At 68.0% G+C, this 14,512-nt stretch carries 18 protein-coding genes; 6 read left to right on the top strand and 12 right to left on the bottom strand.

Translation table 11 applies throughout. The annotated features are described in order from the left end of the window. Nucleotides 1–10: 10 nt before the first annotated feature. The 3 genes from gcvPB to B3D50_RS00970 all read left to right on the top strand — a co-directional run bounded on the left by gcvPB (nucleotide 11) and on the right by B3D50_RS00970 (nucleotide 2,756). Nucleotides 11–1,588: an aminomethyl-transferring glycine dehydrogenase subunit GcvPB gene (gene gcvPB / locus B3D50_RS00980; protein ID WP_286948891.1), complete on the top strand. Its 1,578-nt coding sequence runs from the start codon at nucleotides 11–13 to the stop codon at nucleotides 1,586–1,588. A 174-nt stretch (nucleotides 1,589–1,762) separates the two neighbouring features. Next, a complete protein-coding gene (locus B3D50_RS00975) occupies nucleotides 1,763–2,167 on the top strand; it encodes a PGPGW domain-containing protein (protein ID WP_052747942.1) in 405 nt (134 codons plus the stop codon). 118 nt (nucleotides 2,168–2,285) lie between these two features. Next, nucleotides 2,286–2,756: a DUF6789 family protein gene (locus B3D50_RS00970; protein ID WP_003163738.1), complete on the top strand. Its 471-nt coding sequence runs from the start codon at nucleotides 2,286–2,288 to the stop codon at nucleotides 2,754–2,756. A 102-nt stretch (nucleotides 2,757–2,858) separates the two neighbouring features. Here the strand turns inward: B3D50_RS00970 and B3D50_RS00965 are convergent, their stop codons facing one another. The 10 genes from B3D50_RS00965 to B3D50_RS00920 form a co-directional block, all read right to left on the bottom strand. Then, nucleotides 2,859–3,374, bottom strand: a complete 516-nt coding sequence (locus B3D50_RS00965; RefSeq protein WP_286948889.1) for a F0F1 ATP synthase subunit B — start codon at nucleotides 3,372–3,374, stop codon at nucleotides 2,859–2,861. A 1-nt stretch (nucleotide 3,375) separates the two neighbouring features. Then, nucleotides 3,376–3,948 carry a hypothetical protein gene (locus B3D50_RS00960; RefSeq protein WP_286948887.1) on the bottom strand — a complete coding sequence of 191 codons (573 nt, stop codon included), beginning with the start codon at nucleotides 3,946–3,948 and terminating at the stop codon, nucleotides 3,376–3,378. Between the two features lie 80 nt (nucleotides 3,949–4,028). After that, nucleotides 4,029–4,253 (bottom strand): F0F1 ATP synthase subunit C, encoded by a 225-nt coding sequence (locus tag B3D50_RS00955; RefSeq protein WP_003168985.1) that lies wholly within the window; start codon nucleotides 4,251–4,253, stop codon nucleotides 4,029–4,031. A gap of 58 nt (nucleotides 4,254–4,311) precedes the next feature. Beyond that, on the bottom strand, nucleotides 4,312–5,100 hold the full coding sequence (locus tag B3D50_RS00950; protein WP_269299972.1) for a F0F1 ATP synthase subunit A: 789 nt from the start codon (nucleotides 5,098–5,100) through the stop codon (nucleotides 4,312–4,314). A gap of 5 nt (nucleotides 5,101–5,105) precedes the next feature. After that, nucleotides 5,106–5,477: an AtpZ/AtpI family protein gene (locus B3D50_RS00945; RefSeq protein WP_269299971.1), complete on the bottom strand. Its 372-nt coding sequence runs from the start codon at nucleotides 5,475–5,477 to the stop codon at nucleotides 5,106–5,108. A 154-nt stretch (nucleotides 5,478–5,631) separates the two neighbouring features. Next, on the bottom strand, nucleotides 5,632–6,312 hold the full coding sequence (scpB, locus tag B3D50_RS00940; protein ID WP_269299970.1) for an SMC-Scp complex subunit ScpB: 681 nt from the start codon (nucleotides 6,310–6,312) through the stop codon (nucleotides 5,632–5,634). After that, nucleotides 6,309–7,133 (bottom strand): segregation and condensation protein A, encoded by an 825-nt coding sequence (locus tag B3D50_RS00935; protein ID WP_024353401.1) that lies wholly within the window; start codon nucleotides 7,131–7,133, stop codon nucleotides 6,309–6,311. The genes scpB and B3D50_RS00935 overlap by 4 nt, the downstream gene beginning before the upstream one ends. Nucleotides 7,134–7,150: 17 nt before the next feature. Beyond that, nucleotides 7,151–8,200 carry a beta-N-acetylhexosaminidase gene (gene nagZ, locus B3D50_RS00930; RefSeq protein WP_286948881.1) on the bottom strand — a complete coding sequence of 350 codons (1,050 nt, stop codon included), beginning with the start codon at nucleotides 8,198–8,200 and terminating at the stop codon, nucleotides 7,151–7,153. A gap of 13 nt (nucleotides 8,201–8,213) precedes the next feature. Then, nucleotides 8,214–9,023, bottom strand: coding sequence for an SPOR domain-containing protein (locus tag B3D50_RS00925; protein WP_286948880.1), 810 nt, complete (start codon nucleotides 9,021–9,023; stop codon nucleotides 8,214–8,216). Between the two features lie 87 nt (nucleotides 9,024–9,110). Further along, nucleotides 9,111–10,325, bottom strand: a complete 1,215-nt coding sequence (locus tag B3D50_RS00920; RefSeq protein ID WP_409516095.1) for a deoxyguanosinetriphosphate triphosphohydrolase — start codon at nucleotides 10,323–10,325, stop codon at nucleotides 9,111–9,113. 81 nt (nucleotides 10,326–10,406) lie between these two features. Between B3D50_RS00920 and B3D50_RS00915 the strand changes: the two genes are divergently transcribed. The 3 genes from B3D50_RS00915 to ypfJ all read left to right on the top strand — a co-directional run bounded on the left by B3D50_RS00915 (nucleotide 10,407) and on the right by ypfJ (nucleotide 12,131). After that, nucleotides 10,407–10,754 carry a HesB/IscA family protein gene (locus B3D50_RS00915; protein WP_167493388.1) on the top strand — a complete coding sequence of 116 codons (348 nt, stop codon included), beginning with the start codon at nucleotides 10,407–10,409 and terminating at the stop codon, nucleotides 10,752–10,754. Nucleotides 10,755–10,807: 53 nt separating this feature from the next. Beyond that, nucleotides 10,808–11,194 (top strand): hypothetical protein, encoded by a 387-nt coding sequence (locus tag B3D50_RS00910; protein WP_286948878.1) that lies wholly within the window; start codon nucleotides 10,808–10,810, stop codon nucleotides 11,192–11,194. Nucleotides 11,195–11,279: 85 nt separating this feature from the next. Next, the gene (gene ypfJ / locus B3D50_RS00905; RefSeq protein ID WP_286948876.1) at nucleotides 11,280–12,131 is read left to right on the top strand and encodes a neutral zinc metallopeptidase; all 852 of its coding nucleotides are present in this window, start codon (nucleotides 11,280–11,282) and stop codon (nucleotides 12,129–12,131) included. Between the two features lie 10 nt (nucleotides 12,132–12,141). On the opposite strand, the gene B3D50_RS00900 is transcribed toward ypfJ, so the two are convergent. Both B3D50_RS00900 and B3D50_RS00895 read right to left on the bottom strand, forming a co-directional pair. Continuing rightward, nucleotides 12,142–13,446, bottom strand: a complete 1,305-nt coding sequence (locus B3D50_RS00900) for a DUF418 domain-containing protein (protein ID WP_286948874.1) — start codon at nucleotides 13,444–13,446, stop codon at nucleotides 12,142–12,144. A 65-nt stretch (nucleotides 13,447–13,511) separates the two neighbouring features. Continuing rightward, nucleotides 13,512–14,456: an aspartyl protease family protein gene (locus B3D50_RS00895; RefSeq protein ID WP_286948873.1), complete on the bottom strand. Its 945-nt coding sequence runs from the start codon at nucleotides 14,454–14,456 to the stop codon at nucleotides 13,512–13,514. Nucleotides 14,457–14,512 lie beyond the last annotated feature (56 nt).

Here is a 14,512-nt window from a genome sequence, read left to right as displayed (position 1 = left end):
GATTGGAACCATGAGCACCATGAACACTGTCGGCCGCCCAACCGCCCCGAACGCCGCCTCGGACGCGTCCTACAAGCCCGCCACCCTGACCGGCGGGCGCGGCCTGCTGCAGGACGAGCCGCTGATCTTCGAAGGCGAAGGCTGGGGCAAGACCGGCGTCGACCTGCCCAAACCCGCCAGCAACGGCTCGGATCTGGGCGATCTGGTCCGCAAGGATCCGATCGGCCTGCCCGGCCTCAGCGAGCCCGAGGCCATGCGCCACTATGTGCGCCTGAGCCAGAAGAACCACGCCATCGATCTGGCGCTGTATCCGCTGGGTTCGTGCACGATGAAGCACAACCCGCGCCTGAACGAGAAGATGGCGCGCCTGCCGGGCTTCTCGGACATCCACCCGCTGCAGCCGCAGTCGACGGTGCAGGGCGCGCTGGAGCTGATGGACCAACTGGCCCACTGGCTGACGACGCTGACGGGGATGCCTGCGGTGGCCCTGTCGCCCAAGGCGGGCGCTCACGGCGAACTGTGCGGCCTGATGGCCATCCGCGCCGCCCACGAAGCCAAGGGCGAGCATGAGCAGCGCCGCAAGGTGCTGGTCCCGACCTCGGCCCACGGCACCAACCCGGCCACCGCCGCCTTCGTCGGCTATTCGGTGGTCGAAGTGGCCCAGACTGACGACGGCCGCGTCGACGTGGCCGATCTGGCGTCCAAGCTGGGCCCGGACGTGGCGGCCATCATGGTCACCAACCCGAACACCTGCGGCCTATTCGAGCGCGACATTCTGGAGATCAGCCGCCTGACCCACGAGGCGGGCGCCTATTTCTACTGCGACGGCGCCAACTTCAACGCCATAGTCGGCCGGGTGCGTCCGGGCGACCTGGGCGTCGACGCCATGCACATCAACCTGCACAAGACCTTCTCGACGCCGCACGGCGGCGGCGGTCCGGGCGCCGGTCCGGTCGTACTGTCGGAGGCCCTCGCCCCCTTCGCGCCCGCTCCCTGGGTCGTGAACACCGGCGACGGCTACAAGCTGGTCGAGCGTGAAGAAGACGAAGCTGAACAGGCCTTCGGCCGCCTGTGCGCCTTCCAGGGCCAGATGGGCATGTATGTGCGCGCCCTCAGCTACATGATGTCCCACGGCTCCGACGGCCTGCGTCAGGTCGCCGAGGACGCCGTGCTGAACGCCAACTACATCAAGGCCCGTCTGGAAGACCTGATGAGCCCCGCCTTCCCCGACGGTCCGTGCATGCACGAGGCCCTGTTCGACGACGAATGGCTGAAGGGCACGGACGTCACCACGCTCGACTTCGCCAAGGCGATGATCGACGAGGGCTTCCACCCGATGACCATGTATTTCCCGCTGGTCGTCCACGGCGCCATGCTGATCGAGCCCACCGAGACGGAGTCCAAGGCCGAACTGGACCGCTTCATCGAGGCCATGCGCCTGCTGGCGGGCGCCGCCAAGGCGGGCGACGTGGAACGCTTCAAGGGCGCGCCCTTCCATGCGCCCCTGCGGCGTCTGGACGAGACCCGCGCCGCGCGCTCGCCGCGCCTGCGCTGGGCCGCGCCGGAAGGCTCCAACCGCGCCGGTTGATCCGGGCGGAACAAGCCTGAGCACAAGGAACGCCGTGTCTTTCGGGACACGGCGTTCTGTATTTCTGGGGCGACTTACGAAAGCGTCATGGCGACGCCGCCTTTCGGCCTTGTCTCGTGCGTTTACTGATCGTCGGCCCTCCTTGGCCGAACCCTTGTTCGAGACGCCGCCCCCGTGACCCTGGTCCTGCCCTCGCTGCGCCCGCCTCCGCCGCCCCGTCCGGGGCTGGCGCGGCGTCTGCGTCGCCTGGCGCTGATGGCGGTCGGTTTCCTCATCATCGTATTGGGCATATTAATCGCCCCCCTGCCCGGCCCCGGCGGCGTGCCGGTCATCGCCCTGGGTCTCGTCATCGTCCTGCGCAACTCCTGGTGGGCCAAGCGGCAGTTCATCCGCGCCCAGCGCGCCCGGCCGAAATGGGTCTATCCCTTCCGCCGCCTGATGCGCAAAAAGCCCGAGATCGCCCCCGTCTTCTGGCAACAGACCCTGCGCGCCGAAAAGATGGTGCTGCGTCGCCGCCGCCGTCCCTTGGCGCGATTCCGTCGTCGGCTGCGCCGCGCCTGGCGCGCCTTCCGGCGATAAAGGCCAAGCTAAGGCAAACACGGGAATGTGAACGAGGTTCACGCCGCATCCGCGCGGATCGGCGTATGCTCCGCCTTGCGTAGTCTCGAAGTTGAATGCGTTGGGAGGCGCTGTTCACATGATGTCACGCGTAAAAAAGGGAATCATCGCCGGCTTCGTCGCTACGGTTGCGGTTTCCGTGCTTGAAATAGCCAACCTGTTCCTCAATCACATGTTCGATCCCTTTCCGGGGATCATCGCCCAGATGTTCGGCATGCCGGGCAATATGGCGGCCGGTTGGGTGATCCACCTGCTGATGGGCACCTTCGTGCTTGGGTCGCTGTTCGGCGTCGTCTATCCGCGACTGCCCACCGCCACGCCGATCACCAAGGGCATCGTCTTCGCCGTCGGAGCCTGGGTGGCGATGATGCTGTTCCTCACCATGGTGGGCGACTATCGGACCTTCACCGGCTCGTCCGGCTTCGGCACCATCGGCTGGCTGCTGGCGCTGCACATGGTCTTCGGCGCCGTCCTGGGCAACGTCTACTATCGCCTGGTCGAGCGCGAGAAACGCGGCGCAGCTCCGATTGGAGCCGCCCCCGCCCACTGACCGTCCTCCGTCCCGACAACAGGATTTCGGACCAGCAAAAAGGCCCCGCCGTCGCCGGCGGGGCCTGATGCTTTTCGGGGCTAGGCCTGTTCGCCGAAGCGATCAGTTCAGCTTGCCGCCGATCTGGGCGATGGCCTGGTCGATCAGCGCGTCCGTCTTGGAGCCGGCGATGCGGGCGGCCAGGATCTGGTGCGCGGCCTTGGCGGCCAGGTCGGCGGCCGCAGCCTTGACCTCTTGGGTGGCCTCCGCCTCGGCCTGGGCGATGCGGCGCTCGGCCAGGGCCTGACGGCGGGCGGTCGATTCCTCGATGCGCGCCTTGGCGTCGGCTTCCAGACGCTTGGCGTCGGCTTCGGCGGTGGCCAGCAGGTCGGCGGCCTGAGCTTCAGCCTCGGCCTTCTCCTGACGAATCTGGGCCAGCATGGCTTCGGCTTCGGCGCGCAGGCGGGCGGCCTCGTCCAGATCGCCCTGAATCTTGGCGGCCTTGGCGTCCAGGTTGGTCGCAACCAGCTTGGGCACGCCCGCCATCACCACGATGGCGATGAAGATCAGCAGGCCGATCGCGACCCACAGTTCAGGATTGGCGAAATCGTAGAAATGACCGGTCAAGAAGGCGGGCATATCAGGCGGCTCCCTTGATCGCGGCGGCCAGTTCGGCGTCTGACGCCTTCGAGCCGGTCAGACGCTCGAGCATGGCGCCCGCCGCGTCCGATGCGATGATCGTGACGTTCGCCATGGCGGCGTCACGGGTCTTGGCGATGGCGCCTTCGGCCTCGGCGATGCGCACGTTGACCACGGCTTCGTCCGCCGCCAGGCGGGCGTTGAATTCTTCGGTGACGCGCTGCTTGGCGGCCACGGCGGTCGCGCGGGCGTCGGCGCGGGCCTTTTCGACCTCGGCACGGGCGGTTTCAGCCTGAGCGGCCGCTTCGGTCTGGACCGAGCGGGCGGCGGCGATGGCGCTGTCGATCGTGTCGGCGCGCTCGTCCATGACCTTGCGCAGACGCGGGGCGAAGACCTTGGCGACCAGGACGTACAGAAGGACGAACAGGATCAGCAGATAGCCGATCTGGCCCGCCCAGTGCTGGAATTCGAACTGGGGCAGACCGCCCGAGCCATGCTCGGCCGCCGCCTGCGTCTCCGCATGGAGATCGCCCGGCGCCGGGGTCTGAACGTCAAGTGTGGGTGTGCTGGCCATGAACCGTCTTCGCTAGATCAGGACAGCGGCGCACAGGACAGGCCCGCGCGCCGCCAATTCTGAGAGATCGTAGGCTGGGATCAGCCGAAGATCATCAGGACGCCCAGCACGAAGGCCAGGATGCCCAGGGCTTCGGCCAGAGCCGCGCCGACGAACAGGTTGCCGACTTGCGAAGCGGCGGCGGCCGGGTTGCGCAGGGCGCCGGCCAGGAAGTTGCCGAAGATGTTGCCGACGGCCAGGGCCGAGCCGATCATGCCGAGGGTGGCCAGACCGGCGCCGATGTACTTAGCGGCTTCAGCGTCCATGATGATTTCCTAATTTCTTGGAGCGTTGGAGGGTAGGGTTACGAACTGAGCTCTAGCCTTAGTGGCCGTCGCCCAGGTTGACCACATCGTTAAGGTAGATGCAGGTCAGAACGGTGAAAACAAAGGCCTGAAGGAAGGCCACCAGGAACTCGAGCGCCGTCATCGCCACGACCATGCCCAGCGACAGGGCCGCCACGGGGATGAAGGCGTAGGCCAGACCGCCCGTGACGATGGCCACAGCGCCCAGTTGAACGACGAACTGGGCGAAGATCTTCAGCGCCACGTGACCGCCCAGCATGTTGCCAAACAGACGAAGGGCCAGGGTGGCCGGGCGCAGCAGGAAGGAGGCCAGTTCGATCAGGCCCACAGCCCAACGGATCGCCAGCGGCGCGCTCGACGGCCAGAACAGCTTGAGCATTCCGACGCCATTCTTAGCGAAGCCGATCACGACGACGGTCAGGAAGGAGATCAGACCCAGGGTCGCCGTCACAGCCAACTGCGAGGTGGCGGTGAAGGTCAGGAACATGCCCAGCAGGTTCATCGACAGAACCATCAGGAACACGGTGAAGGCGAAGGGGAAATACTTCCGGCCCTCGTGACCGATGATGGAGTTGGCAAGGTTGTCGACCATGCCGAACAGGCTTTCGCCCGCCGCCTGCATCCGGCCCGGCACCACCTTGGCGCCCGAGGTCGCCAGCGACAGGAAGCCCACCACGCCGACGAAGGCGATGGTCATGGCCACATGCGAATTGGTGATGGCGATCACCTGCTCGCCCAAGACGGGAACATTGACCGTGCCGAACTCTACGAGCGGCTTGACCTCAAATTGTTCAATCGGACCGGCCATAAAGCCTATCGTTCCCTGTTTTCTTCGTCAGCCTCGACGATAGGTTCGCCTTGTTGAGGCAAACCCGCCGCCTTGGCCTGCGCCATCAGCCGGTTGGCTGTGCGGCGCGCCATATAAACCGATAAGGCGAAGCCCAGAAGAACCCCGCCTACAACGCCCATCGGCGTCGTCCCGAACAACCGGTCGACGCCAAAACCTATTGCAAGACCGATCAGCACCCCCCCGAGCAGTTCGGCGATGATGCGATAGGCCTGGCCGACGACCTTTTGCGCGGCGACATCGACGGACTTATCCGCCTGAACCTTCGCCTCCAATGCGGATGCGCTTTCGTGGAGGCGTTTGATCGCCTCTTCGCGCGATTCCTTCGTCGGGGACATGGGCCTGTTCGCTCAGCGCCCGGCGCAGGGCCGGAACGGGTCTGAATTTCGGCGCGGAACCTATAGGCGAGAGGGCCTCAGGTCAAGGCGGCGCGCCTTGGACTTAAGTCCATGACTTTCCGACGCTTCTTGGGGGCGCGACGATCCGTCCCCATCAAGGTTGCGACTCTTCGTCCTCGCTGACGAAATCCTGAGCGAACTCGGGCGCCGCGTCGTCCAGCCCGGTCAGCAGATCCTCGCCTTCGTCGTCGCCTGCACGCGAGGGATCGGGCACCTCGAAACCGACCGGCATGGACAGATCCAGCAGGCCCGCCGCCTTCATCTCCTGCACGCCCGGCAGGTCATAGAGACTCGCGAGGCTGAAATGCTCGAGGAAGCGGTCGGTCGTGGCGTAGGTCACCGGCCGCCCCGGCGTGCGGCGACGCCCACGCAGGCGCACGAAGTCCATCTCCAGCAGCAGGTCCAGCGTCCCCTTGGACAGGGAGACGCCGCGCACGCTCTCGACCTCGGCGCGGGTGCAGGGCTGGTGGTAGGCGATGATGGCCAGGGTCTCGAGCGCGGCCTTGGACAGGCGGCGCGGCTCCTCGCGCTCCTCGGTCATCAGGAAGCCAAGGTCGGGCGCCGTGCGGAACCGCCAACGCTCGGCCACGCAGTCCAGCTCGACCCCGCGTCCCTGATAACGCTGCTGCAGGGCGGTCAGCGCCCCGCCGACGTCGGCGCCCTCGGGCAGACGACGCGCGATCTCGGCCAGCGACAGCGGCGCGGCGGCGGCGAACAGCAGCGCCTCGACCCGGCGTTCGATCTCGAGGTGATCCGGGGTGAAGTCGAGGGTCACGGCGTCAGCTCCAACGGCTGCCCCAGCCCTCTGCGCTTCAGCCACACCGCGTCGAATGGCCGCTCCTGCCGGATGTCCATGCCGCCCTCCTTCACCAGCTCCAGACTGGCCGACAGGGTAGAGGCCGTATAGCTGGCCTGGCTGGGGCCTTCCTGCCCCTCCGGCTTCTGCGGCGCGACACGCTCCAGCGGCGTCCACTCGGCCAGGCGCGGCATGATCTCGCGCAGCCAGTCGCGCGCGGCCTCCAGCTGGAAGGCCTCGACCCGCTGACCGGGGGCGTATTTGCGGCGTTCCTCGCGGCGGCGCTGGGCGACATAGGCGCTCATCAGCTCATAGAGGCTGGCGTCCACCCGGTCGGACGGGATAATGACCGTCGCCTGCGGGTCGCCGCGCGTGAAGACGTCGCGCTTCAGCTGCGGGCGGCTGGTGATGGCCTCCACCGCCGTGCGCATGGCCTCCAGCTTTTGCAGGCGAAAGGCCAGGGCGGCGGCGATCTCTTCGGCCGGAGGCTCCTCCGGCTTGTCCTTTTCATTGCGCGGGATCAACAGGCGCGACTTCAGATAGGCCAGCCACGACGCCATCACGAGGTAGTCGGCCGCCAGCGCGAAGTTGCGCCGTCGCGCCTCATGCACGAAGGCCAGATACTGTTCGGCCAGACGGGTGATGGACAGCTTCAGCAGGTCCACCTTCTGCGTCCGCGCCAGGGCCAGAAGGACGTGCAGCGGGCCTTCATAGCCCTCCAGATCGACGACAAAGGCCTCCTGCGCCTCGACCTGTTCGACGGCGGTGAAGTCGAGATTCGGCTGGAAGGCCTCGCTCATGCGCCCTCCCCCGCCATTCAGGTCTGCGCCTCGCCCACGTCCGGCCCTTTGGCGGCGTCAAAGCGGCCGTTCAGCGCCGCCTCCAGCCGAGCGCGGCCCTCGGCGACGTCCAGCGGCTCGGGCGCGCGGACGATGCGGTTCAGCGCAGCCTCGGCGCGGCGTTTGGCCTCGCCCTTCAGCTTCTTCGTTCCGTCGGCGACGGCGGCCATTTCCTTCAGGTCGCCGTTGCAGTGAAGCACGACGTCGCAGCCTGCCTTCAACGACTGCTCGGCGCGCTCGGTCAGCGTGCCCGACAGGGCCTGCATCGACAGGTCGTCCGACAGGATCAGGCCGGAAAAGCCCAGCCGCTCGCGCATCAGGCGGATGGCCTTCTTCGAGGTGGTGGCCGGGCGCTTGGCGTCAACGGCGGTGAAGACGACGTGAGCCGTCATCGCCATCGGCATGTCCGACAGGGCCTTGAACGGCGCGAAGTCCCAGGCGTCCAGCTCCTCGATCGCCGTCTCGACCACCGGCAGGTCGTGGTGGCTGTCCGAGAAGGCGCGGCCATGACCGGGAATGTGCTTGATGATCGGCAGGACGCCGCCCGCCAGCAGGCCTTCGGCGGCGGCGCGGCCCAGCTGGGTCACGGTCGCCGGATCCTGAGCATAGGCGCGGTCGCCGATGATGTCGTGGGCGCCCGGCACCGGCACGTCCAGCACCGGCACGCAGTCGACGGTGATGCCCAGTTCGCGCAGGTCATGGGCGATCAACCGCGCCCCCAGACGCACCAGTTCGCGCGCCGCCGCCGGGTCGTTGGTCGCCCTCAGATAGGCGGCGCCGGGCGGATATTTCGGCCAGTGCGGCGGGCCGAGGCGCTGGACCCTGCCGCCCTCCTGATCGATCAAAACGGGCGCGTCGTCGCGGCCCACGCTGTCGCGCAGTTCGGACACCAGCGCCTTGACCTGCTCGGGGCTGTCCACATTGCGGCGGAACAGGATGAAGCCCCAGGGCCTGGCCTCGGCGTAGAAGGCGCGTTCCTCCGCCGTCAGCCGGTGTCCGGAACAGCCGTAGATGGCGGCGGAGGTCATGCTTGCGCGATCCTTAGCGGACGATGCAGTCGCGGCCCGCAGCCTTCAGCGCATTGCAGAAGGCGACGGCGCGGTCGCGGCTCATGCCGGTGAAGGTGGTGCGGTAGACGGTCGAGCCGTTGGCGGCGGTGACTTCCTGCACGCGCTTTTCGGCGCCCGAGGCGTACTGGCCGAAGCGGGCGGCGACGGCGGCGTATTCGCGGTCGGCGATGGCGGTCGAGGAGAAGGCGCCGATCTGCACGCCCGACGACCCGCCCGTCGCGGCCGGAGCGGGCGCGGGAGCCGGCGCCGGAGCCTTGGTCGCCGGAGCGGGGGTTGCGGGCGCAGGCGCGGCCGGAGCCTTGGTCGCCGGCGCGGGCGCGGCGGGCGGCAGGGTCGAGGATTCGACCGGCGCGGCCGGGGTCGTCGGCGCGGGGCGCGGCAGCACCTCCTCCGGGCCGGGGGTGAAGGTCGGCGCGGCGTCGGTCGGGGCGCCGCCGTCGCGATAGACGCGGATGTCGGCTTCCGGGTCGACCGGCTGGGCGTCCAGCGGGGCCTCGACCTTCATGCTCTCGACCGGCGTGCCGACGGCGGGCGGCGCGTCCGTCGAGGAGCGCACGCCCGAGCGATAGAAGACCACCACCGCCACGATCAGCAGCAGCAGGACGACGGCGCTGATGATCAGGGTGATCGGCGGCGACTTGGCGGCCGGGGCCCGGCGCGGGTCATAGCCGCCGCGGGTGAAGGGCAGGTCGTCGTCGGTCGGCGGCGTATAGGCGCCCCGATCGCGGCCGGCGTTGGGCCCGGCGTTGGGATTGCCTCGGTGATCGTCGTCGTAGGACATTGGGTCGCGCCTTGATGGTCGTGGGACACGCGCGCGAATCGGCGCGCGTCGGCGCTCAGTCTAACGCGCCGTGAAGCCCTTCTCGAATCACAGATCGAGGGCGAGGTCGAGGCTGAACAGCTTGCGATGGACCTCGATAGCGTAACGATCTGTCATACCGGCGATGTAGTCGCACACCGCCCGCGCCCGCGCGTCCCGGTCGTCGGTCAGGGCCGAGGCCTGCCATTCCGGCGGCATGACCTCCGGCTCGGCCATGAACAGCTGGAACAGCTGGGCCAGCACCCGGCGCGCCTGACTGCGGGTCCGGTTGACGCGGTAATGGCGATACATCCGCTCGAACAGGAAGCGGCGCAGCACCGCCAGTTCCGCCATCATGCCGCTTGAGAACTGCACCAAAGTCTCCGGCGCGTTGCGGACGTCCTCGACCGTCTCGATGCGGTGTTTGGCCAGACGGGCCTCCGTCTCGGCCAGAACGTCATCGACCATGACACCGATCATGCGGCGGACGGCTTCAAGCCGCAGCATCCGCTCGTCGATGTCGGGCCAGTCGGCGCGCGCACTGGCGATACAGCGTCCGATCAGCGGCACGTCGGCCAGATCGGACAGGCTGAACAGCCCTGCCTGCACCCCGTCGTCCACGTCGTGGTTGTTATAGGCGATGTCGTCGGCGATGGCCGCGCACTGGGCTTCCAGCGAGGCGAAGGTGCCCAGACGCAAGTCCCAGTCGGCCGCCCCGCCCGGCGCATAGGCGGCGACCGCCTTCCACGCCGGGTCCGACAGCAGATGCGCCACCGGGCCGTTGTGCTTGACCACGCCCTCGACCGTCTCCCAGCTGAGGTTCAGACCGGGAAAGCCGGGATAGCGGATCTCCAGCTCGGTCACGACGCGGAAGCTCTGGACGTTGTGATCAAAGCCGCCGAACGCCTTCATCTGTTCGTGCAGTTCGTCCTCGCCCGCATGGCTGAACGGCGGGTGGCCCAGGTCGTGGGCCAGAGCGACCGTCTCGGCCAGATCGTCGTCCAGCCGCAGGGCGTGGGCCAGCGACCGGGCGATCTGCGCCACCTCAAGGCTGTGCGTCAGCCGGGTGCGGTAGTGGTCGCCCTCATGCGCCACGAAGACCTGCGTCTTCTCCTTCAGGCGGCGGAAGGCGGTGGCGTGGATGATGCGATCGCGGTCGCGGGCGAAGGCGGTGCGGGTGCGGCTGGCAGGCTCGAAAATATGACGGCCGCGGCTGGCGGCGTGGTTTTCAGCATAGGGGGCGCGGGGCAGGCTCAAGACGGCAGCACTTCGTGATGGCGACAGGCCTTTGCGAACGCCTGTCGGCCCCTCATATAGAGGGCCGTGAGCACCGTCCAATCCACAGAATCAGTCCGCGACCTGTCGCTGTCGGTCGCAACCCGGTCGCCCGAGGGCATTGTCCTGGCCGAAAGCGGCGCGCGCCGTCTGGCCAAGCTGTCCGAGGCGGAAGGCAAGCCGGTCCTGCTGCGCGTCGCCGTCGACGGCGGCGGCTGCTCAGGCTTCCAGTATCGCTTCGAGCTGGTCGACGGTCCCGAGGCCGACGATCTGGTGGTGCGTCGCGACGGGCAGGCCGTGGTGATCGACCCGGTCTCCATCCCCTTCCTGAAGGATTCCGAGATCGCCTTTGTGGATGAATTGGCAGGCGCCCAGTTCGTGATCCGCAATCCAAACGCCGCCTCCAGCTGCGGTTGCGGCGTCAGCTTCGCGATCTGAACCGCGAAAAGCCTCGCTTGGCGGCGAGGCGTAACACACCCATCTGTATGGGCATGACGCGCTTGTTCGCCCTGACCCTGCTGTTCTGCGCCGCGCCCTTGGCGACGAGCGCCCAGACCTGGTCCGGTTGGCCCGGCCCTCCCCCCGCGGGTTACGACCCCCACATCGCCCGCGCCGAGCAGCACGCCCAGGCCATGGAGCGTCTGCGCCTTCAGGCCGACCAGCGTGAGGCCGAGGCCGCCCGAATGAGGCTTCAGACCAGTCAGACATTGCAGCGGCTTGAAGCCGCGCGGTCGCCGGCCCCAGCGACGCCGCCTGCGACGGCCTATGCGCCGCGCCCGGCCGCCCTGCCCGAGCCGGCGACCCTGACGCCGCCGCTCGACCAGACCGCGCCCGGCGTGACGGAGATCGACGCCTGGCTGAGCCGCCCGCCGCACTGAACCACAGCGTTACATTTGCATCTCTTCACCTGCGCCTGCGTTTCAGCCTAGCTTCGGAGCAGACGACGAAAGCGGAGAGCGACAGATGCGTTGGCAGGGCGGACGGCGCGGCGGCGGGATCGAAGACCGACGCGGCATGGGCGGCGGCGCAGTCGCGGGCGGCGGCATCGGCGTGCTGGTGCTGGCGGCCATCGGCTATTTCGTCTTCGGCATCGACCCGAACACCACCCAGCAGCTGGCCAGCCAGTTCGGCGGCGCCGGTCAGGCCGAGCAGCAGGGCCAGATGGGCTCGCCCGAGGATCAGGACGGCCAATTCGTCGAAGTCGTCGGCTCCAACATCAACGACGTGTGGAAGACCAAGCTGCGCGGCTACACGCCGCCGACCACTGTCCTGTATGAGCAAGGCACCCAGACCGGCTGCGGCTACGGCCAGGCGGCGATGGGGCCCTTCTACTGCCCGGCCGATCAGAAGGTCTATCTGGACCTGAGCTTCTGGCGCGAGATGGAAAGCAAGCTGGGCGCGTCCGGCGCGGACTTCGCCAAGGCCTATGTCATCGCCCATGAGTTCGGCCACCACGTCCAGACCCTGACCGGCGCCAGCGCGCAGGTGCAGCGCGCCCAGCAATCGGCGCGGTCGCAGGCCGAGGGCAACCGCTACTCCGTCGCTCTGGAGCTTCAGGCCGACTGTTACGCCGGGGTCTGGGCCAGCAACGCCGCCGCCGTGTCGAACGGCCAGGTGGCGCTGGAGCCGGGCGATCTGGAGGAAGGCATGAAGACGGCCCAGGCCATCGGCGACGACGCCCTGCAACGCCGCGGCGGCGGCCGCGTCTCGCCGGAAAGCTTCACCCACGGCTCTTCGGCCCAGCGGGTCGAGTGGCTGCAGCGCGGCTATCAGACCGGCGACCCCGCCGCCTGCGACACCTTCGCCCAGCTTTAAACCCGAAACGTCAGGCGGCCTTCGCGCGCCTCAGGGGCGAGGGCCGTCCATAGGCGAACCATCGCAGCGCCCATTCCAGCGGCCCCATGTTGAACCGCACCAGCCACAGGGCGCTGAAAACCATCTGTAACACCCAGATGCCCGCCGCCACACCCCACAGGCCCCACCAGTCCAGCCTGCCCCACAGGTTGAGGCCATAGAACAGCAGGCCCGCGATCGCCGACTGGGCCAGGTAGTTGGTCAGGGCCATGCGCCCCAGATTCCTCAAGGCGCGCCCCACGAAGCCGAGCGCGTTCATCTTCCACAACGACAGAAGCAGGCCGACGTGCCCCAGGGTCATGGCGCAGCGACCCAGTTCATAGCTGGTCTGCGCCGTCCAGGACTCGGACGAGAACTGGCTGGTCCACAACATCACGGCCTGGGTGCCGTTGACCGCCAGACCCAGGGCGTAACCGCCCCCGGCCAGCGCCAGATAAAATCCGAGCGAACGCGCCCCGCCCAACACCCCCAGCTTGAAGAGCGCCATGCCCAGCAGCATGAAGGCGACCGATTCAATGACCAGGGTGATGGTGTAGCTGGACGCTGCATAGTCCAGCCAGGTCCGCACGCTCCATTTCAGCAGACCGACGACGCTTCCCGTGCGTGCGGCCGTTTCCTCGACGATGGTCTCGGGCGTCAGGGTCTGCGCCTCTCGCGCGCGGACATGGAGCTTCAACGCCTCGGCGTCCTCGACCGACAGGGCGGCCCCGGTCTCGACCTGACTGGCCAGCTCAGCGCCGCGTCGCGCCTCCATGGCCTGATAGGCGCCGACCACGGCCGACTCGAGCGTCAATAGCAGAAGCAGAGCGGCCGACAGGGCGATCAGCGTGCGCGGCCGAACAGCGCGAAAGACGAACAGCAAGAATCCCGACAGGCCGTAGACATAGAGAATGTCCCCCGGAAACAGCAGGACGGTGGCGTTGAACACGCCCAGCGCCAACAAGGCCATACAACGCCGGAAGTAGACGTCGGCCGCCTGGATCGTCCCGCGCCCGTCTTCGCCGCGCAGGGTGATCAGCAGCATCCCCGCCCCGAACAGCAGGGTGAACAGGCCCCGCATCGAGCCCTGCACGAACAGGTGCTGGATGATCCACGCCGACCAGTCGGGATTGGCCAGGGTCGGCGGCAACTCCGGATGATACTGCCCCCAGAGTCCGCCCATCATCATGATGTTGACCAACAGGATGCCGCACAGGGCGAACCCGCGCAGGAGATCCAGGCTCTCCAGACGTTGATTGGGCGACACTGATGTCATGCGAGGCGGCGGGGCGGTCATACGGGCCGCTTATCCCCCTTCAGGTCGCGGATGAAACAGATTTTTCAGATGGAAACCTATCAAAACTAAACAATGGTCACATCCATCAACGGCGCGAGGTGCAGCCGTCCGTCGCCCAAATTCATAATAACGTTCCGCCCGGCGAAAGCCTCCATGCCCAGCAGGGCTTCGGGGTAGTTGGGCAGCGCCCGGCCGGCGTAGACGGCGGTCGCCACATTGCGCCACGCCTCGCCGCCCAGCGCCACGCTTTGCGCCCGGACCATCCGCGTCCTGGCCACCCCGCCCAGGACGATGCTGGACCCCGACTGCTCGGGCCGTCCGTCCAGCAGGCCCGCGGTCCGCGCCGCCTCGTCGCTGAGCGCCAGAAGCGAAGACGAGCCGGTGTCCACCACCGCCCTGACCAGCGCGCCCTCGACCACGACCTCGGCGATCAGAGCCGTGCCCGAGCGCCGAACGGGCAAGGGCCGATAGGCGGGCGCCAGCGCCGTCCGGGCCTCGTCGAGCAGCCGCAATCGCCGTCGACGCAGGTCCATCTCCAGCGCCGCCTCCATCAGCAGATCCTGGCCCAGGATCAGCGGCGCGCCCAATCCCTCGTCGCCCCCCAACGGTCCCAGGTCCAGTATGCCCGCGCGTAGACGCCCCACGCGCGCCGTCCCTACCGCCAGATCCAGCGTCACGCCTCGCCCCATCTGGGGGCGCCCGTCCACGCCATAGGCGATCAGCGGCATGTCGAAGAGGTCGTCCAGCCCCAGCTCCGCCACCAGCCGTCGATCGACCACCGAATACTGCGCCCCGCTGTCAATCAGGGCGGTCAACTCCCGCCCCGCCAGCCGCACCCGCACCGTCGGCAACAGGGTCCGTGGCGCGACGAAACCCAACCAGCCGCTCGTCCCGTCGGCGCCGAAGGTCACGCTGGGTCGCCGCCACAGCACATGATCCTTCAGCCACAGCCCGCCGCCGACGGCGGCGGCGACGGCCCCGGCGCGAATGAGAAGGGTACGGCGGTTCATTCGTCTGACATGAACCGGGCGGCCGCGCGACGCCAGCCCCTTTTCCGGCGCCGCGT

Source organism: Brevundimonas sp. UBA7507, from assembly GCF_002478355.1.
Classification (GTDB): Bacteria; Pseudomonadota; Alphaproteobacteria; order Caulobacterales; family Caulobacteraceae; genus Brevundimonas; species Brevundimonas diminuta_D.
The sequence above is the reverse complement of the archived record's forward strand: the minus strand, read 5'-3'. Positions and strand labels throughout refer to the sequence as shown.